Genomic DNA, 20,739 nt, shown 5'->3' with positions numbered 1-20,739 from the left:
ATTCATTATGAAAAAGATAATTCTTGTTGTTTCTGTTACAGTCATACTGATTCTGACAGGATGTAAGAGTCAAAATAGCAATGAACTTCCAAGAATAGCAATTGCAGGGATTGCTATTGAATCAAGCACTTTTTCTCCTGCTGTATCACACGAAGAGGCTTTCAGAGCTCGTGAAGGCGATGATGTATTTAGTTATTATCCTTTCATGAATCCTGACTCTGGTATTATAGACAGAGCTGTTTGGTTACCAACATTACGTGGTCACGCTATGCCGGGTGGTATAGTTACTCGTGAGGCATATGAGTCGTTGGTTACTAAAACACTTACTATGCTAGAAGCAAGTCTTCCCATGGATGCTTTATTCTTTGACATTCATGGTGCTATGAGTGTTCAAGGACTTGATGACCCAGAAGGCGACTTTTTAGTTAGAATAAGAGAATTGGTTGGTAACGATGTTTTAGTGTCAACAACCATGGATCTACATGGTAGTGTGTCTCCACGATTAGCAAAATACTCAGACTTAATAACCTGCTATAGACTTGCACCTCATGAAGATGCGATAGAAACTAAAAAAAGAGCTGTAACAAATTTACTCAAACGTCTTGAAACAGGTAAAGGTAAACCAGCCTATAAAGCCTGGATTCCGGTACCTATTCTACTCCCTGGAGAAAAGACAAGTACTCGTATTGAACCGGGCAAAGGTTTATATGAATTAATCCCCGGACAAATTAATGGAGATAACGTTATAGACGCTTCAATTTGGATGTCATATCCATGGGCTGATGAACCTAGAAATCACGGGGTAGTTATGGCATATGGAGATGATAAGGAATCTGTAGCAAAAGCTGCTGAGACATTAGCAAAACACTTCTGGGATGTCAGAGAAGAGTTTGAGTTTGTTGCACCTACAACATACTTTGATGATGCTATGAATCAGGCTCTTGCCAGTGATAAAAAGCCATTTATTATAAGTGATATGGGTGATAACCCAACAGCTGGAGGTGCAGGTGATGTTACTTGGACTTTACATGAAATATTCAAACGTCCTGAATTTAAGGCTGCGAATAGTAAAAAGCTGATTTATTCTTCAATACCTGGACCAGAATTAATAAAAAAAGCATTGGAAGTAGGTGTAGGCGGACATGTCAGTGAACTTGCCGGAGCTGAAGTAGATGATCGTTTTGCACCACCAATCAAGATAGAAGGTGAAATAACAGCAATTAAAGAGAGTGATAATAACACGGAAGTAGTGGTTAAATCAGGTAATATCTATACTATAGTTACTGAAAAAAGAAATGCATATCACTATGAAAGAAATTATACCGACCTTGGATTAAACCCCAGAGAAATAGATATTCTGGTAAACAAGATTGGTTATCTAACACCTGAGTTGTATGACATAAGAGCTGACTGGGTAATGGCGTTAACTCCGGGAGGAGTAGATCAAGACTTATTACGATTGCCATACAAAAGGATAAACCGACCGATGTATCCGCTTGATCCTGACATGGCTGATCCAGATCTTAGCGCTCAATTTATCCCATTGGCCAATGAATAAAAAGCAGGTTGATAGTAATGACAAAAAGAGAACGTTACAGAAAAGTTTTGGAGTGGTTTGAAGAAAATGCAGAATCATCTGAGACAGAGTTGCATTACGAAACTAACTTTCAGTTGCTGATAGCGGTTATCTTATCGGCACAATGCACTGACAAAAGAGTTAATTTAATCACTCCACCACTTTTCAAAGACTTCCCTACTCCTGAGGTAATGGCAGAAACTACACCTGAGGTGATATTTGAATATATAAAATCATGTTCATACCCTAATAATAAGTCGAAGAGCCTTGTAGGGATGGCCAAAAAACTTGTAAATGATTTTAATGGAACTGTTCCATCAGATATTGATTCATTATTAACCATACCTGGAGTCGGACGAAAAACAGCAAATGTTATTCTGGCTGTTGCTTATGATAAACCTGCAATGCCTGTAGATACACATGTTTTTCGTGTTTCGAATAGAATTGGTCTGACAAATAACTCAAAAAGTCCTCTCGAAACTGAAAAAGAGCTTGTAAAATATATACCTGAGAATTTGCTTTCCAAAGCACATCACTGGCTAATCTTACATGGAAGATATATCTGTATAGCAAGAAAACCCAAATGTCACGAATGTGGATTAAAAGATTGGTGTAAATACTATAAATTAAACCCCTTGAGTAATTCTAACTGAGTCAGATTCAGAAACATAGAATTGCCTAATATATTTCAAACTGTCCAGCTCAGCAGTTACTCTTTCGAACACCAAAATAAAACTATCACGTAGTTCAGGCTTTACAGGCAATGATGGTGGAGCCTCCATTGTTAATGGATTAATGGGCTGGTTGTTTTTGTGTACTCTGAAATCGAGGTGTGGACCTGTTGAAAGACCTGTTGATCCAACATATCCTATTACTTCTCCTTGCGTTACTCGCCTCCCCTTTTCAATACCTTTTGCAAATTTACTCAAATGCATATATGTTGTTGTGTAAACTGCATTATGTTTAATTTTAAGATAATTTCCGGCACCATTTGCCTGATATGCTTTTTCTACCACAACTCCATCACCTATTGATTTAACAGGAGTACCTGTTGGTGCAGCATAATCAACTCCATGGTGAGCTCGATATCTTTTTAATATAGGGTGAAATCGGGCATTGGTAAATCTTGAAGTAATCCTGTAATAATCTAAAGGAGATTTCAGAAATGCTTTACGCAAGCTATTTCCCTCCTCATCAAAATATTCTCTTATAGAGTCCTGCTCAAAAGGTATTGCCCTAAACTTCTTACCCTGATGAGTAAATATTGCTCCCTCAATAGAAGCAATATCCACGTATGTAGTATCATCTATATATGCGGCATCATACATTAACCTGAAAGAGTCTCCTTCTTTTACATCAAAGAAATCAATTTGCCATGCAAATATATCAGAGAGTTTTAGTGCCAGAATAACCGGAGCTTCTGCATCTATAAGGGTATTCCAGAGGGAAGAAGTAATTGTTCCCTCAACATATTCGCGACGATGTGTTATTGGTTTTGTTGATTCAAATGCGGAAATAGAATCATTGCAAAAATCTATCACCACATAATCAGTTTTATTCTTTTCAAACACAAGATATTTAATAGCTCGCGTACTGTCTTTAGTTGTTATTGTTGCGTAATTATTACCTATTTGTAGTTTAGAAGCAGAATACAGAGGTTCCATTACATTACTAACCTCTTCGATTTTTGCTGGAGTGAATCCTAGGTCAGATAATATAGTAGATAACAGGTCGCCTCTTTCAATTTGATAATTTGAAACATTTAAAGAATCAACACAAATTCCATATTTATACTCACTGGTATCTATAAATTCATCTTCAGATTCAACATTCTTTTCCTGTCTTATGCTACATGATGAAATTATCAGAATAGAAAAAAGTAATATTATAAACCTTGTGTTTTTCTTTATTTTAAATTGAAACATTTTCACTCCTATTTACACTTACAAAAACAATTCAACCGATTTATATTTGAATATAAACCGGTTGAATAAATTAATTTTCTACTGAGAATTTGTATATACAACGACTTGTATAAGTTTCTCCCGGCTTCAAATATGGTGAAGGCCAGTTGGATTTATTTGGTGAATCAGGATATTTCTGAGTCTCCAGACATATTGCATTTCGTTTATTATAAACTGCTCCATATTTACCTACATTGGTCCCGTCAAGAAAATTACCTGTATAAACCTGTAATCCCGGTTCAGTAGTATAAACTTCTAACAGTATTCCAGTCTCCTGTGAATAAACAGATGCTGCAAGTTGAGATATATCACCCCCTGTATTAAGAACCCAGTTATGGTCATAACCATCTCCAAACTTCAATTGCTCATATTCATAATTATCAATACGCTCACCAATTACATTTGAGTTTCTGAAATCCATAGGTGTCCCCTCAACTGTCAATATCTCACCTGTAGTCATAAAAGTGTCATCAACAGGTGTAAACTGATCTGCATTTATGGTAAGGACATCATTCAGAATCGTTTTATTTGCGTCTCCTGATAAATTAAAATATGAGTGATTTGTAAGATTTACAATAGTCTCTTTATCGGTTTCAGCTTCATACTGAATATCAATAGCGTTATCATTTGTAAGTATCATTGTAACTTTCACTGAAAGATTACCTGGGAAGCCTGCCTCTCCATCTTCTGACAAGTATGTAAGTTCCAGAGTCTGATTATCAATTTGATTTGCCTTAAATACTTTTTTATCAAAGCCTTCCGGACCACCATGAAGAGTGTGTCCAAAATTATTCTGAGGAAGTTGATACTCTACACCCTCTACTGTTATTTTTCCATGGGCAATTCTGTTGCCGTAACGTCCAATTGTTGCACCAAAATTGTTATCTGTAGCTCTGTAGTCATCAATATTATCATAACCTAATACTACATCTTTCATGTTTCCATCACGATCAGGAACCATAACAGATACAATTCTTCCTCCATAGTTTGTTATTGATACCTCAACACCGTTTGCATTGGAGAGTACAAAAAGATCTATAGAATCTCCATTTAATGAAGATTGAAAATCACTTCTCTTAATTCCGGATAAAGTAGCCAGCTCTGTATTTGTCTCTTGCTTGTTATTTGTACAAGCCACAACTGTAATTACTACTAACAATAAAACAATTTGATAAAATTTCTTCATATTCCTTTTAATATTTTCCGTTAGAATGTTCTACTAATCTTACATGTACATTTTCTGTACGCAAATGTAAGAAAATATTCTTTAATCCTTAAGCTTTTATTTGTGTTTTGACTTATTCTAAAATTCTGGCTTTTCTGCTTCAAGAGATGGAGAACCTCCCTCTATATAAGGCCAGTCGTTATTCCATTTGACCTTATCCATCATAAGTACACGACCTTTTGGTTTTTCAACCGATACTGCATGGTAAAAAATCCAGTCATTCCCATTATTATCCTGGACAATTTCTGAGTTATGTCCTGTCCCTACAAATCTATCATTTTTCTTTATAATGACCTCATGATTATTCTCCAACATTGGCCTTCCCTGTTTGTCAACGTAAGGTCCAAAAAGAGTTTCTGAACGACCAACAACGGTTGTATAAGTACTATTAAGTCCTTCACAACACGATCCTATAGAAGCAAACATATAAAAATATCCATTTCTTTTATGAATATAAACTCCTTCATATGCAGTGCCTGCTACCTGTTTCTTTTCTGCTCCGGGTTTTAAAGACAATCCGTCATCAGACAGTTCTATGCAATATATTCCTCTGAAGCTTCCCCAGAAAAGATATTTTTTACCTCCTTCTTCAATATAAAACTGATCAATAGAGTTTTGAACACCTATCTCATTACTTATGAATAATTTACCATGATCTGTAAATGGTCCTTCCGGACTGTCAGATGTTGCTACACCAATTCCGCAGGTCCATTCTCCACCCCAAACTGACATTGAATAATACAAAACATATTTACCATTTATGTAATTTATATCAGGAGCCCAAAGACCACCTTTTGGTTCAAAAGAAGGTCTTGTCTCATTTGTAAATGCTGTACCAACAAAATCCCAGTCAACTAAATTAGAAGATTTGTAGATTGGAGTATTCCTGATATCCTCTGTAGCGTAGAGATAAAAATTGCCATCTTCTGCTTTAATAATTGTCGGATCCGGCAAACTTAAATTTATAACAGGATTTCTGTAGACATTAACCGAAGTTGGATCAACATCAACAATCTCATTTGCTTTACAACTAAGGATCGACAATAATAAAAATATTATATATATATATGTTGTTTTCACATCATTATTATTTGTAAAAGAAACAATCTAATATTTTGTGGATTATATCTTTTTGAGAATCATTTATCACTTTGAAACAATTTCCCCTTTGATCATCCAAACTCCAATTTTTTCTGAACTAAAGTTTGTCGAAGCAATTGCTGCAACTCTATTATTCCCTAAATCAGATAATGAGTTCCATTTCGCTTCTTTATTTACAGGTACATCAAATGGTTGAGTTGGATTTCTAAAATCATAAGGTTTATCGCTAATTACCACCTCCATAGTAGAGAGTTCCCAGTTAGATGATCTGTTTTCAGTTGTTTGATAAGAAATCAGATACACACCATTATTAGTTCTTATCATATATGGTGCACCAGCGTAAACTGTATCAGGAAGATTTTCTCTTAGTGTTGTGTATCTATAAGATGAATCAAATAATACAGGATTTTCCCAACTGTTATTGATTGAACTACTTACTATCCAAGGCTTAAACTGTCCTGAAACATTATCTTCAATTACAACATATATTGATTCTCCATCGTGCACCCCTACCGGCATACCGTCTCGATGTCCCTTACGAAAACTAACCGTTTTAGGTTCAATATCCCACGTAAAACCATTATCAGTTGAAGTCAATACTGAAATCTCCTGTTCATCAGATTCCTGATATGGATATTCGTTGGCAAAATATATATGTAGTGTACCATCAGGCAATTGCAAAAATGATGGTTCCCAACAACCATTACTGAATATATCTGCAGCTTGAAACAAAATATCCGCATCAGACCATGTAAAACCGTTATCACGACTTCTTTTCAAAGCGATTGAATATGGATAAACTCCCTCTTTCCGAGGGCGCAGGTTTACAGCAAGCAATAAGTCGCCATCGCGGAGTTGTATAATTTCAGGATTGGCAATATTAACTCTTGTTTCTTCTCCTGTATTCGCATCAATAAAATTAAAAGCTTCAAATGATGCTATAAGATTATTCCATGTTAAACCATCATCGTAACTCTTTTTTATAACTACATCACCTCTTCTGTTTTCAAAAACTGCCAGTAATGATTCATCATTGAGTCTTATTAAACGAGGATAACCTCCCTCGTCTGAAATACAGACAAGAGAGGTATTATCCCATTCTATATAGTAATCCTTTTCATTATGATTCTCCCTGTTTTCACAGGATAGCACCATGAGAAGGAAAACTGACAAAAATATTAATCGTTCAAAATATTGCATATTTCCTGGTTAACTTTCCTAACTCTGGCTTCGTCAACCTTCACTAGTTTACGATCATATGTGAGTAGTCCGTTTACTTCAACCTCCACGTCAGTAGTCTGAGTATAAACTGCAGCAGAGAATCCTTGACGAATTAACTGTTTAAGTTCTTCGGCATATTTAACATATTCATCTGTAACTTCTTTTGAGCTGTTAAACTGAACATATCCCCAGTTACGGTCAGGTTCCCAAAGGTGTTCTTTATTTGCCCAGCCAATACCGCCATATTCACCCAATACAGTTGCTCTCTGAGCATCATATAAATACATTCTTGGATTTGGATAATTATGCAAGTCAAGAATATCTCCTGTTGTGTAGTGATTACCACCACTAGCAGGGTTTACAAGACGTGTTGGGTCGTATGATTTTGTCCATTCAGTAATTTCCTTTGTTTTAAATTGTCCCCATGCTTCGTTAAATGGTACCCAAACACCTACTGAAGGATAAGAATAAAGATAATCAATGATTTCTTTCCATTCCTGACGATAGTTAGCTTCTGATTCGGCTGAACGAACTCTTTCATTACCGGTAAAGTAATTATGCATTTGCCATTCCGGACTGCGATCACCATTTGGCATATCCTGCCATACAATAATTCCATGACGGTCACAGTGTGTATACCAACGTGCTGGTTCAACCTTAACGTGCTTACGTATCATATTAAATCCTAAATCTTTAGTTTTAATAATATCGTATTCAAGAGCTTCATCGGTTGGAGCAGTATATAATCCATCAGGCCACCATCCCTGGTCTAGTGGACCAAACTGGAACAGATCTTTGTTATTTAGTTGTAGTCTAACTATACCTTTATCATCACGTTTAGTTGAATACTTTCTCATAGCAGCATAACTGTTAACCTTGTCAAGCTGCTTGTTTCCATCATAAACTACAACCTCAAGATCATATAAATGTGGGTTATCGGGTGTCCAAAGCTTCACATTTTGTGGCATAGCTATTTCAACAGGTTGTTTGTTTATTGATTTACCCTTGGCAACTATACTGTTTCCATCCTTAACTGTTACTTCAACTCTGTTTGCAGAGGTGTAAATATTAGTAATAGCATCTACTAAAAGTGTATTATTATCAATATTAGGAGTTACTTTCAAGTCTTTGATATAAGTCTCAGGAACAGGTTCCAGCCAAACAGTCTGCCATATACCTGTAACTGGTGTGTACCAAATTCCCTCAGGTCTGTTAACCTGTTTTCCTCTTGGTTGAAATCCTCTGTCTGTAGGATCCCATACTTTTACTTTTATAGTGTTTGTACCATTAACAAGAGCTGCAGTTATATCAAATGAAAATGGTGTGTAGCCTCCTTGGTGGCGACCAACCTTAACATCATTAACCCAAACATCTGCTCTCCAATCCACTGCTCCAAAGTGAAGCAATATTTTATTGTTTCTCCATTTTGAAGGAACTGTAAATTCACGTTGATACCACAGTTCTTTATCTTCACCAACTCTTTTTTGAACACCAGAAAGACTTGATTCAACAGCAAAGGGAACAAGTATTTCTCCATCATAACTGGATGGTTGCTGACCCACAGGTAAAATAGCATAATTCCATAAGCCATTTAAATTTTGCCATTCAGTACGTTCCATTATTGGTCTTGGATACTCAGGCAAAACATTATTAACATCAATTTCTGATGCCCATTTAGTCTTTAATTTATCTCCGGCAGGTTTCCATTGTGCCGAGATATTTAATGTAATTAATACTGTAAATAATAAGGTAAAAATTGTTCTCATATAAATTTATTTTAGGGTTATTATCTTACGGTTACGAAAATAGTTTTTAAAGCAAGTCCACCTGATAAAATATTGTTCAATAAATAGCAATTTCTTCTCAAACTTACCTCTGTTCCTGAAATTCCTTAGGTAGAATACCAAATTGTTGTTGGAAACATTTGGTAAAGTATGAAGGAGAGTTAAAACCTACCATATAGCAAACTTCGTTTACTTTATAATCTTCTTCTCTGAGAAGATAAGCAGCTTTTTTTAATCTCTCTACCCTTAGGTATTCATTTGGAGTCAGATCAAGAACACCCTTAACTTTTCTGTAAAAACTTGCCCTGCTCATATTAAAATGTTCTGCCATATTTTCTACATTAAAATCTGACTCGGCAATATTTTCCTGAATTAATACATTTAGTTTCTTAATAAATTCCTCGTCTGATTTAGTTAAGGCTATAGTAGATACACCTGTAAATGGATTGCTCAGAAAGGACTCCCTGAGCTTTTCCCTGCTTTGAAGCAGGTTTTCAATTCTTGCAAGCAAAACGTCCACAGAGAATGGTTTATCAAGATAGGCATCTGCACCAAGTTCATAACCTTGTACTTTTGACTGATTATTTACTTTAGCTGTAAGCAGAATTACCGGTATATGACTGTATTCAATATCTGATTTTACTTTTTCCATAAATTCAAATCCATCCATTTCGGGCATCATTATATCGCTCACAATAAGGTTTACATTTGACTTTTTCAAAACTTCAAGAGCTTCAATACCGTTTTCAGCTATCAATACGTTGTAATATTCAAGAAGTAATTTACTTTCAAATTGTAATAGCTCTATATCATCATCAACTAACAGTATGGTTTTCTTAGTATTTAACTCAGATTCAATATTACTTACAAAAAATTCATTACTTTCAACAATTTCAGCCTGCTTATCCAAAATGCTTATATCACCTATTGGTAAAGTCAAATGAAATCTGTTTGTTACTGAGTCATTATCCAGACTCAAAACTCCATTATGAAGTTGAGCCAGAGAACTTGCAAGAGCTAATCCTATACCTGTTCCGGAACCATTTACATCTTCATTTGCACCAAATTGCACAAAAGGTTTAAAAATTTCCTCTTCATACTCCTGAGGTATCAATTCGCCATCATTCTCTGTTATAAGGTTAAATTGATCTGTGTCATTATTTATAAAAGCTTTTACTCTGACATAACTTTCGCAATACTTTATACCATTGTTTAATAAATTACTTACAATTTTCAAAAAAGCATCTTTATCAATTTGAGCAAACATATCTGAGTCAGGCAGGATGAATTCAAACTCAATCCCTTTTTGTTTGGCAAATGGTGTAAAACGCAATTGTGACTCTTTAATCAGTTCTGTAACATTATGAGCCTTAAGACTAAGAAGATATGAGTCTGATTCAGTTTTGCGAAAATCGAGTAGTTGGTTTGTTAAATCCAATAATCTGTCGGTATTCTTCTGCATTATCTGCAGATTATCTTTTATATTATCAGAAATAGCCTCTTTCATAAGAACATGATCCAGTGGAGCTTTGATCAAAGTTAGAGGAGTCCTGATTTCATGAGCTACATTAGTAAAAAAGTTGATCTTAGAACGATAGAGTTCTCTCTCTTTCATTCGTTCAAAATCTCTCATCTCTTTAATACGTTTTAGCCTGACACGATTGTGCAAGTATCTATATAACAAGAATAAACCCCCAAGTAATGTAAGAGAGTAAATAAAATATGCCCAACCTGTTAACCAATATGGAGGCATTATTATTATAGATAGGGTCTTATTAACTGTAATTTGCTCATTACTGTCATACCCACTTGTACCAAGATGTAATTTGTATTTACCGGGTTTAAGATTGGAGTATATTAACGGTTGTCCCGCAGTTGACTTTATCCAGTCTTCATCAAATCCTTCAAGCTTATAGTATATATTGCTTTTATTTAATCCTGAATAGTCTAAGTTAGCATAACCAAAACTGACCGAGTTTTGATTATGAGGAAGTTGAATCTCATCTGTATAAATTATACTTTGCTTCAGTATGGAATTGTTGACAGATGGACTTATTCTTCGATTATTTACAAAAAGTTCGGTGAAAAGTGTCTCACTTTTTATATTTGAAGATAATAATTCAGCAGGGTTGAAACGAATAAATCCATCCAATGAACCAAAATAAATATTATCTCTTGAGTCCTTGAAACTTGACTTATAATTAAATTGATTTGATTTAAGACCATTATCTACAGTATAGCTCACAAAAAATTCTTTTTCAGGATCAAATCTCACTAAACCCTGGTTGGTAGATAGCCAAAGCTTGCCCTCAACATCTTCTTGTATTTGATAAACAACATCATTATTTAGTCCTTTTGATGTATTATAAGTTGTAAATGTCTCTGTTTCATAGTGAAACTGTCCAAACCCGCCTCCCTGTGTTGTTACCCACAATCTCCTCTTACTGTCCTCAAATATCGAAGTTGGTTTGTTATAAGGTAACGAACCATCTATTGAAGAATCATGAAGAAATATCTTCCATTCGTTGTTAGATGGGTCAAATCGATATACTCCATCTAAAAATGTAGATATCCAGATATATCCATTACTATCTTCAAAAATATCTTGGATCGACATCCCTTTGAGCTCTTCTATTCTAAAAAATTGATCCTTTTCTTTATCATAAATATTAACACCCGATAAAGTTCCAATCCATAAGTACCCTTGTCTGTCCTTACACATTGCAAATGTACTGTTGTGGGATATTGAGTGAGGGTCATCCGACTTAATGTATGTAACTAATTCCCCTGTTACAGTATTGTATTTGTTCAACCCTTTTGAGTAGGTGGAAATCCACAGCAAATCACCATCCTGAAAGAGTGTATGTATATTTGGGTATAATGAACTTAATGTTTGTGGAATTGGAAGAAAAGTACTGTTTCTGGGATCAAACAGATTTAGCCCCCCATCTTCTGTACCAATCCAAATATTTCCATCTGGTGCATTGCTAAACTCTCTTACTCTTTTTCCTTTAAGGCTCTTTTCATTAAGTACAGGATAAAACAACTCAAAATTACTGTTTACATTTGAGTAGTAGTCAACACCCCCAAAATAAGACCCAACCCAAACACCTCCATCTCTGTCTTTATAGATCGAGTAAATCGCATTGTCTGATATTGAATTGGGGATAGCAGGGTTATGACGTAAATTTGTTATTTCACGACTATTAGATTTTAAAATATATATTCCGGATTCTGTCCCAATCCAAAGTGTATTTGGATCAACCCTCTCAATCGATCTGACAAATATTGGTTCACCATTGCCATCTTTATCCAGAATTACGTTATGAGTTTTATTAACTGTATTTATTGCAAACAACCCTTTTTGTGAAGTTGCAATAAGTAAAACATTGTTGTGATCTGAATAAATATCAAGCACTTCACCCGTTTTCAATAAAAGCTCCGGGTCATCCTCAAGATTGAATTCAGAAATATCCTCATTAATTTTATCTATATGCAAAATAATTGATGAATATCTGAATACCCATACACCCTTGTCCTTGGAAGGGTATAGGCTAACCATCTTCAATCCATCTTCTACAATTGGAATTGAGTAAAATTTAAGATAATCTTTTTCAATATTATAGTAGAAAATACCCTTGCTTTCAACCGACATCCAGATATCTCCACTATCATCAATAACCATATCAGTAACAACGCCATTTACAGTTAAATTATCCGCTGTTTTTTTATCAAAGACATGAAAGACCTCTTTAACAACATCATAAATATATACCCCATTTTCAGTTGATACCCAGATATTATTGTTTTTGTCCTGAATTATTCTGTGAAAAACATTGTCACTAAGCTCTCCGTCAGGAGAAAATTTAAATAATTTAAAAGTAGTACCATCAAACCTATTTAGTCCATCTTTTGTCCCAAACCACATAAACCCCATGTTGTCTTGCATAATAGTTCGTACGGTATTTTGCGACAACCCGTTATCTGTATTGTAATGTTTGAAGGAGTAGCCGGCATTAGCTCCTGATGCCAGACTACTGCTTGATGTTGCAAAAAACAGGACTATAAAAAACAGCTGTATCAACTTAGTCATTAAAAAACGAAATAGTATATATTAAATATTAATTGCTTTTGCCTGTTAAACTCCTGATTAGTTCAACCTCTTCCTTGCTATAAGGTGTACCATCTTTGCGGAATATATCATGAAACCATACAGATGGCTCTGATCCGTCTGTTATTGGAGTATCCCATGCATATATCGTATTTGTTTTGCCTGCTACCAAACCCCAGTTATATGCTCCGATATTCTCAGATTTTAATATAGGCATCGTATTTTGAAATGTGCTGTTTCTTGTACGAGCCATATACTCTGTACATATCAATGGTTTTTCCGTTAATGTTCTTAATGTATCAATCATACTCTGATGATTTTCAGCACTCCCATAATTATGATATGTTATTACATCTGAATTAGCTAATTGAAATTCAGATATTTCTTTTAAATTCCAACTCCATACACCAGAGGATAAAGGCTGTGAAGGATTAACTTCCCTACCCCAAGTAAAAACTTTTTCCAATAATGGCATACTTTTATTACCATATCCTGAGTTACCCGGTTCATTATATAAGTCCCACAAAACAACTCTCTTATCATCACCAAAAGTGGTCAGTATATCTTTTACATATGATTCAAGATTTGTAATCATATTCGGATTGATATAAATTGAATCACCCGGATCTCTTAACCACCCTGAATTATGAATACCTGGTTTGGGCTCAGGTTGCATCCCAGCTTCGTATGTTGGATTCCAACAGTCATCAAAAATAACAAACATTGTAGATATTCCATGATTATCTGCAATTTCAAGATAATCATTAATTCTGTTTTTAAATCCATCCGGATCAATCTGCCAAGCCAAATGATGCAGGTAAACACGCATAGAATTAAACCCTATACTTCCTGCAAAGCCTAACTCTCTGTCTATTGTCTCAGCATCAAACGTATCCTCCTGCCACATCTCCAATTGATTAATTGCAGAACTGGGAATAAAGTTTGAACCCCTCAACCATTGATGTTGTACATACCAATCATTGGCTTCCTGTGCGGTCCATACTTCTCTAGCAATTGTTTCTTCAACACTCGGATTCTTAGCATGATTGCAGGAATAAAAACTAATTATCAGAAGTATAAGTGTTGATATATAAAGAACTTTTTTCATACTCTAATTTATTATTTGGGTTGTTGTTATTTAATTATTTACATCAAATATGTCTACACATTATTCGACGTTTTTTAAGTAAACCGGAAATGCAGATATTCTTAACCTTGCTGCACCCATAGGAATTAGTGTAATAGCTTCAGACTCTTTTTCAAATTTAATCTCCTCCTTAATTGGTAATTCAGCTGTAAGTCCATACTGATCTATTTCCCAACCTTTAACTCTTTTCCCTTTTGCAATGATCTGAATAGGCGCACTCTCTGTAGTGAACGGATAATTATCAGCAGGCCATGTTGTTTTTACTACCTTGAAGTTTTTCTCAAGGGGTAACGATTCATCTATTTCCAATGCATAGTTCCAGTCACTTCCCGGATATATCTCGTAACTCGGCCATTTTTCCTGATCAGCATCTTTTTGCCATTTTGAATCACCAATTGCTGTCTCAATACTGCTTACTTTCTCATAGTTTTCTTTTATTTTCAACGAAAATGTTAATGGCCCATAATTTATGCTTCTGCTATCCTGGTTTACCTGCCATACCGATTGAGATAATTTCATCGGAAAATCAAAAACAACCTCGTCACCATTTTGCCACTCCTTTTCAATTCGTGCATATTTCCCATTCTCCATTAATATCTGTAGTTTAACACCATTCACAGAGATTGAGGGGTTTTCTGTCCATGTAGGTATTCTAAGATAAAGAGGGAAAGTAACTTTTCCATTAGTTTGAATTGTAAATTTAACTGATTCCTCAAAAGGATAATTTGTCTCTTCAACAATCTTCACCTCTTTTCCATCAGCAACAGTTACATTTGCTGTACAAGGACCGTACATTGCAATAGCAATGCCATTATCAGGCGATGCTAATACAAGATGTTCGATATAATATGGCCAGCCTTGTCCATGATTATGCTGACAACATCTGCTGCTAAATGGATTCATTGCCAGGAATGGTCCTCTATTATCTATACCTGGATGATGATTTCTGGAGTCACTAATAGTATGATTTGGAGATGTTATATAACGTAATGATTTCAGATCAAGCATCATTGATGCAGGATAAGAATTAAATGCTACATTTTCACAATGTTCTGCCCAAAAAGGATCACCTGTTAACCTCAATAGTATTTCATCCGATGCCATCTGCTCTACAAAGCCGCAGGTTTCTGTTCCCTGTCGTGGGTCAATATACCCCATTCGGGCATTTTCATCTGCACCAAACATTCCCCCGGGAACCTGTCCAAATGTATTACGTATCAAATGGTGTACATTATAGGTAGATATTAAATCTGCCGAATCTGCTGACAACATATAATAACTGGCTGGTTCCCTGAAACTTTGTGCTATATTCACATTGTGCCAATTTGGTAAAGTGGATCTCTGTCGCCAGTTTGCAGTGTTTTTGTGAGTCTTCTCTGCCAGCTCAATTAAAAAATCATCACCTGTTATGTTATATAACCAGTAAATACTGAGTAGATTATCACCTCCACGACTATTTTCCCAATAATCTTTAAGAAACATATCTTCCGGAAGATTAAGCTGCCATTTAAAGTAATTAGTTAATAGATCAATTACTCTTTCGTCTCCGGAAAACTCATAATACGATTGCAGACACCAGGTCATAATCATATTACCCCATAAATCCGGTTTACCATTTTTTTCAATGTATGGACCAAAATAACCATCTTCTCGCTGACTGCTGAAAACTGCCTCCAACCAAGTTTTTGTTTCTGCAATCATATCTTTGTCGTTGAGAATATAAGCCATGTTTCCATACCCCTTTAACCAGTATGGTACCTCTTCCCAACCATAATCTGTACCTGTTCCAAGCCATGCATTGTTTTCCTTATCAAGCCATGCACTAATTTCACCAAGATGTCCGTTTAAACCATCTTTTTGTAGTTCAAGCAGTTTTAATGTCCAACCTTCCGGTTTTACATCACCAACAGGTAGCTTAATGAAACTCAATGGCTGCAGAGGGGCCTTATTAGTGATATAATTGTTGTTCTGTATATTTTTATCAGGCCTGTCCACAATTGTAACTTTCACATTGTTCTGTGCAGTAATGCATAGTGAAAACAACAGTGTTAAGATGGTAAATAGTAATGTTGCTTTTTTCATTCTTGTAATTTTTTAAGGGATTGACTGATGATCTGTATCTCTAATCCGGTAGAGATCAACCAGTTTATCTTTAGATGGTAATTTATATAATAATTCTGATGCACTTTGCTGATACCAATACGCAGTAGAAGAAAACTTAAACTCTCTCGTATGTTCAGGTGGACGTGGTGATTGAAACAACATAGTAAAACTTTTATCAAAGCAGATAGCATCACTTTCATGAAAACGATACATTGAAATCATTGATCGTAATGGATCTTTCAAAGGTACTCCATGAAGAGGTGCATTAAATTCACCATCTCTGAAATACCACCCACCATTAAAATAGTCCTCTAACCCTGTACCTACAATTGAAGGATTTTTTTCTTCAAAATCATCATCGATAAAAATATATTCAGGTGCTTCAAGATATCCCAGATAGTTTGGGAGCCAGCTCTGCATTGATAAACAACACCCAACAAAATGACCTTTGCCTTTTGTTTTCATTATATACTGTGGTTCAGATCCTGCATTAGTGCCGGAGTTATACATACAGTGAAAACGACCTGCATCAGAAGGTAATACATCGTATGATGTATAGTTGGCATTTAGAAAAACATGTGGGATAGATTTATCATGCAGATTCTCTACCTCAATCTTTACTTTATTAAAAGGCATTGGAAAATAGCAGTAAAACCCACCACTTGACATTCCTAAATATTTAGAAACAAAATGCTTGTATTCACAGTGACCTACTCCAAAAAAGTCTCCAATAGGTGCTTCAACTGAAGGGAATTTATTATCATCCCAATAAATTCTCAGTATAAGTTTTTTCAGGATAGTTGTATCAGGCCACTTTTCTTCCCTTACATCCCAGTTTTCCCAAAACCACCCGGAAGTGGTCATCCAAATCCGTGTGATTATACCAGGTGAATCATGTTGTGCTAATATTTTTTTTTCACCAGGCTGTATGGGAAATGCTTTTTGTTTGGTGTTGTTGTTAAAAGTTGTAAGTTGCCCCGATTTCATATCTCTAATAGAAAAGAGAGGCAAGTTCTCTTTATTCAATATTTGGTCTTCATTTTTAGAATATAAATTATTACCAACTACACCTAAAGTAGATGTTCCGGCAATAGCACCTAAAGTAAATATTGCTTTTCGCCGTGATTGCCTGTTTATCTCTTTTCTATTACTCATTTTTACTCCTTTTTTTAGTAAAAAGTTATCTGTTTAGCTTATCCTCTAATAATTTCATATAGTATCCACCTACTACTGATCGTGCTTTAAAATTCATCCTCTCAGCAGTTTTTGTATCATGCCAGTCACTAATTGGCACACGTGATTTTGTCTCATTGGCATACTTATATACCGGATCTATTAATGCATCAAAATCATCACTGTTTCCGGAAAGTGTAGCAGTCCACATAATCCAGTCAGTTTTGGTGTATGTCGCTCTATTGTCTAATGGCAGACCATATTCGTTCTGCAGTGTTTTGTACAAAGCTATCTCTTTTTCAATAATCTTTGGTTCAAAAATATTAAATCCTAATAATTTATCCCAAACAATATTATACTTTTGGCTCCAGGTCCCTGGTCTGTCAAACGTTAACCTATAGTGATCACCATCATCAGCCATGGTTTCCCATTGAGTAGCCATCTCTTTTGCAATTTGCATATATTCTTCTGCAACATCTGTCTTTCCTAACATCCCTGCAAGTTTTCCATAAGATGCTATTCCCATTATTGCCTTAATCGAAAGGTTTGTATTGTGTGCTAAGTGACCTGCAAAATCATCTGTACAAAGTTGATTTTCCGGATCTAAACCATATTCTTTAAGATATTCAGTCCAAATAGTCAATGTTTCCCAGTGTTGAGCAGCATAATCAGCATTTCCCTCTATCTCAGCAATTGCTGCTGTTAATATCAATACATTGCCCGACTCTTCTATTGGCATATCTTCACCATAAGTTTGTCCGGTTGCAATTGGATATGTTCCCACATCATGTGCAGCAAATGGTTTAGTCCATCTTCCACTTTCGCTATAATAGAATATTGGGTTAAGCATACCCTTTACCAGATCTGGATTATAAATTAAATACAACGGGGATGATGGATAAGTAATATCTACAGTTCCTATAGAGCCGTTACTATTGTTTTCCTTTGAGAAGAAAAGAAGATTCCCCTCTTTATCTTTTACTAATTTATGAGCTGCTATTGATTGCCTGTATACCAAAGATATAAGTTCTGCATATTTGGTTCCTCCTACCCTAGTTGCTTCTGATAATAACTCGCGATTAAACTCATCACAGCGATTCATTATTGTTGAATAGTCATTAACTGCATCTTCGAAAGCAGTAAATATATCAACCGTACCATCTTTAGTCCAATAAGCTTTTAAATCTTCATCAAAATATCTGACCGAGTAAATATCATCATATCCAAGCATTATATAACCTGTTGTCATTTCATCTGAAACTTTTCCCAAGTCTTTACTATATGCAAGTACAGTCATATTTTCACTATTCATTTTTTCTGACAAGTTTTCTGTTTTAGTTTCAGAAACGGCTCCCGTACTGTTAAACTCTTGCTTAACATTCCAGTAGTCACCAAATTTCATGTTTGTTGACTTATCATTATGACCTGCCAAATAAAAATACCCCCAGTCAATTCTTATATCATCACCTTTTTTCTCTAAGATAGGTTGTTCAACAGTACCTGTTTTTAAAAACTTAAGTCTGTCATTTGCAATCTCCTCGTAAGTTACAGCCTGACTGATATTGTGAACAGCCCATTGAGGAGTTGATTCAAAGTATATCTGAACATCATGAGTCTGATTGTTTTTAGATCTTAACTGATAAGAAATATAACTTACAGGACGAGATACTAATTCAAGATCATCCAGTAGAAGTGGTGATGTAAAAATAAGATCCAATTCTATTTCACCGCAATCAAATTTATAAATTGTTTGTGTTGGCAGTACACTTACCGACTTTTGTATTGCTGTATTTGATAATGTTGATTTATTAGGTTCAAGTTCATAAAGGCCAAAATCTACATAAGCACCACCGGTTCTGTTATGACAGTGTGCGGTAATTATATTCTCTCCCTTTTTCAGAGTTGCTTTAACCTCCTCACTAAGTTCAATTTGAACATCATATTTCCATGAATAATCGGTACTTACAACCTGTATATCGTTAATGTATAATTCAAAAATATCATCGTGAGAGTAATGTAAAAAAACATCTCTGTCCTTTAAATCTTCATCAATATTAAAAGTTCTGCGTACCCAGATATCTTTTGTTTGCCAAAGTGTTGATAAATTAGGTTCATTTTGAGTTCCAAAGGCAGCTTGTCCGATTGCCCATGAACTGTCGTCATAATCTAATGATTTCCACCCTTCTCCAATTGGTTGTTGAAATGTATACTTACCTTCCCACTTTTCTTCATGTGATGTAGGCAGAATTGTTTTCAAAGGTAATTTTTCAACTCCCATAAATCTGTATATCGTTCCGTCAACTCTTAGAGCACCTAATAGTGGAAACTCTTTTTCAGTCCAATGCCGTACCTGATCATCGTAAAGATTGTTAACATTCGACCATGCATTAAAGTATGGATCAACTGTTACCAATGGATAAGATGGGGCACGAAGTTCTGTAGTCAGGTCTGTTGCAATAACTATACTTTTATTGGCAGTTTTGCCACAGGATAGTAATGCAATAAACGATATTAAAGTTAGGAGTAAACCATTCTTTTTCATTATACTTGATTTGATTATTTTCTAATTCTTATTAAAGTTTGTATTAAATAAAGTATGGAGGGAGCTAAAAATAGCCCCTCCTCCATACATTTTATCTGTTATTGATTGATTACTTATTATTTCAATCTTACTACATCTGAATATATTGCCTGATCAGCACCAACGGTTCTTACTCCAACTCTTCCAAAAAGAGCCTTAGCACTTGCAACCTGCTGATTGCTGGACAGATCCATTGATAAATTTAATGCACCTGCTTCAACATTTCTGAAATCCTCACGACCAATATAAGAAACATCATCAACGAAATTGGTTTTACTAACAAGCAACATTACATATTCGATATTTGCTGTTTCTACAACCTGATTTACAGTAAATGAAGCATTCAGCTGTGAACCATTAAGTGAAATATTAGCACCTGATATCGTAAAGTAAGGTGTTACCTGAACATCAACTGTAGTTGTTCCATTTAATTTAATCACTGTTGTATCACGAGAATTTACCCATGGTCCGTTCTGATTTCTGGTAACCAGTTTATATTCTCCATCAAATAATTTAGCACTAAAAGTTCCATCCTGTCCTACATATACAGGTATGTTATCTCTTAATTCATAACCATCCTGATAAAGTTGCAATTGAACAGCTTCACCGGTTCCTCGTAAACCTAAAGTCTGTCCGTTATATGTGATTTTTCCATGCAGCTCAGATTGGGGAGCATCATAATTGTCCAAACCACAGGCAGTAAACATCATTACTGACAGTAATATTATAACAAAGTATTTATATTGTATCATA

The 20,739-nt window shown here is 35.2% G+C and carries 13 protein-coding genes; 2 read left to right on the top strand and 11 right to left on the bottom strand.

All coding sequences use genetic code 11. From position 1 onward, the window contains the following. Window positions 1-7: 7 nt before the first annotated feature. Together BN1354_RS02515 and nth are read left to right on the top strand one after the other, a co-directional pair. On the top strand, window positions 8-1,558 hold the full coding sequence (locus BN1354_RS02515) for a M81 family metallopeptidase (RefSeq protein WP_053826145.1): 1,551 nt from the start codon (window positions 8-10) through the stop codon (window positions 1,556-1,558). 17 nt (window positions 1,559-1,575) lie between these two features. Then, window positions 1,576-2,229: an endonuclease III gene (gene nth, locus BN1354_RS02510; protein WP_045089850.1), complete on the top strand. Its 654-nt coding sequence runs from the start codon at window positions 1,576-1,578 to the stop codon at window positions 2,227-2,229. Here the strand turns inward: nth and BN1354_RS02505 are convergent. The 11 genes from BN1354_RS02505 to BN1354_RS02455 all read right to left on the bottom strand — a co-directional run bounded on the left by BN1354_RS02505 (window position 2,203) and on the right by BN1354_RS02455 (window position 20,738). Beyond that, window positions 2,203-3,501 (bottom strand): M23 family metallopeptidase, encoded by a 1,299-nt coding sequence (locus tag BN1354_RS02505; protein ID WP_053826144.1) that lies wholly within the window; start codon window positions 3,499-3,501, stop codon window positions 2,203-2,205. The genes nth and BN1354_RS02505 overlap by 27 nt on opposite strands. 70 nt (window positions 3,502-3,571) lie before the next feature. Continuing rightward, window positions 3,572-4,726, bottom strand: a complete 1,155-nt coding sequence (locus BN1354_RS02500) for an aldose epimerase family protein (RefSeq protein ID WP_045089852.1) — start codon at window positions 4,724-4,726, stop codon at window positions 3,572-3,574. Between the two features lie 117 nt (window positions 4,727-4,843). Continuing rightward, complete coding sequence (locus tag BN1354_RS02495; RefSeq protein ID WP_045089853.1) at window positions 4,844-5,845, bottom strand: family 43 glycosylhydrolase; 1,002 nt, start codon at window positions 5,843-5,845, stop codon at window positions 4,844-4,846. 66 nt (window positions 5,846-5,911) lie between these two features. Continuing rightward, entirely contained in the window at window positions 5,912-7,066 is a 1,155-nt protein-coding gene (locus tag BN1354_RS02490; protein WP_053826143.1) for a sialidase family protein, read from the bottom strand. Continuing rightward, the gene (locus tag BN1354_RS02485) at window positions 7,045-8,853 is read right to left on the bottom strand and encodes a glycoside hydrolase family 2 protein (RefSeq protein WP_045089855.1); all 1,809 of its coding nucleotides are present in this window, start codon (window positions 8,851-8,853) and stop codon (window positions 7,045-7,047) included. Before BN1354_RS02485 ends, BN1354_RS02490 begins: the two co-directional genes overlap by 22 nt. Window positions 8,854-8,956: 103 nt before the next feature. Beyond that, window positions 8,957-12,964, bottom strand: a complete 4,008-nt coding sequence (locus BN1354_RS02480; protein ID WP_053826142.1) for a hybrid sensor histidine kinase/response regulator transcription factor — start codon at window positions 12,962-12,964, stop codon at window positions 8,957-8,959. 28 nt (window positions 12,965-12,992) lie between these two features. Then, a complete protein-coding gene (locus tag BN1354_RS02475; protein WP_053826141.1) occupies window positions 12,993-14,090 on the bottom strand; it encodes a cellulase family glycosylhydrolase in 1,098 nt (365 codons plus the stop codon). A 60-nt stretch (window positions 14,091-14,150) separates the two neighbouring features. Further along, window positions 14,151-16,211, bottom strand: coding sequence for a beta-L-arabinofuranosidase domain-containing protein (locus tag BN1354_RS02470; RefSeq protein ID WP_053826140.1), 2,061 nt, complete (start codon window positions 16,209-16,211; stop codon window positions 14,151-14,153). A gap of 12 nt (window positions 16,212-16,223) precedes the next feature. Further along, window positions 16,224-17,387, bottom strand: a complete 1,164-nt coding sequence (locus BN1354_RS02465) for a glycoside hydrolase family 172 protein (RefSeq protein ID WP_053826139.1) — start codon at window positions 17,385-17,387, stop codon at window positions 16,224-16,226. A gap of 25 nt (window positions 17,388-17,412) precedes the next feature. Beyond that, window positions 17,413-19,947, bottom strand: a complete 2,535-nt coding sequence (locus BN1354_RS02460) for a glutaminase family protein (protein WP_053826138.1) — start codon at window positions 19,945-19,947, stop codon at window positions 17,413-17,415. Between the two features lie 116 nt (window positions 19,948-20,063). Next, window positions 20,064-20,738 (bottom strand): DUF3823 domain-containing protein, encoded by a 675-nt coding sequence (locus BN1354_RS02455; protein ID WP_053826137.1) that lies wholly within the window; start codon window positions 20,736-20,738, stop codon window positions 20,064-20,066. Window position 20,739 lies beyond the last annotated feature (1 nt).

This window comes from Lascolabacillus massiliensis, assembly GCF_001282625.1.
Lineage (GTDB): Bacteria > Bacteroidota > Bacteroidia > Bacteroidales > Dysgonomonadaceae > Proteiniphilum > Proteiniphilum massiliensis.
The sequence above is the reverse complement of the archived record's forward strand: the minus strand, read 5'-3'. Positions and strand labels throughout refer to the sequence as shown.

Coding starts and splice junctions, on each gene's coding strand:
- BN1354_RS02515 (WP_053826145.1), top strand. CDS start 8: ATGAAAAAGATAATTCTTGTTGTTTCTGTTACAGTCATACTGATTCTG.
- nth (WP_045089850.1), top strand. CDS start 1,576: ATGACAAAAAGAGAACGTTACAGAAAAGTTTTGGAGTGGTTTGAAGAA.
- BN1354_RS02505 (WP_053826144.1), bottom strand. CDS start 3,501: ATGTTTCAATTTAAAATAAAGAAAAACACAAGGTTTATAATATTACTT.
- BN1354_RS02500 (WP_045089852.1), bottom strand. CDS start 4,726: ATGAAGAAATTTTATCAAATTGTTTTATTGTTAGTAGTAATTACAGTT.
- BN1354_RS02490 (WP_053826143.1), bottom strand. CDS start 7,066: ATGCAATATTTTGAACGATTAATATTTTTGTCAGTTTTCCTTCTCATG.
- BN1354_RS02485 (WP_045089855.1), bottom strand. CDS start 8,853: ATGAGAACAATTTTTACCTTATTATTTACAGTATTAATTACATTAAAT.
- BN1354_RS02480 (WP_053826142.1), bottom strand. CDS start 12,964: ATGACTAAGTTGATACAGCTGTTTTTTATAGTCCTGTTTTTTGCAACA.
- BN1354_RS02475 (WP_053826141.1), bottom strand. CDS start 14,090: ATGAAAAAAGTTCTTTATATATCAACACTTATACTTCTGATAATTAGT.
- BN1354_RS02470 (WP_053826140.1), bottom strand. CDS start 16,211: ATGAAAAAAGCAACATTACTATTTACCATCTTAACACTGTTGTTTTCA.
- BN1354_RS02465 (WP_053826139.1), bottom strand. CDS start 17,387: ATGAGTAATAGAAAAGAGATAAACAGGCAATCACGGCGAAAAGCAATA.
- BN1354_RS02460 (WP_053826138.1), bottom strand. CDS start 19,947: ATGAAAAAGAATGGTTTACTCCTAACTTTAATATCGTTTATTGCATTA.
- BN1354_RS02455 (WP_053826137.1), bottom strand. CDS start 20,738: ATGATACAATATAAATACTTTGTTATAATATTACTGTCAGTAATGATG.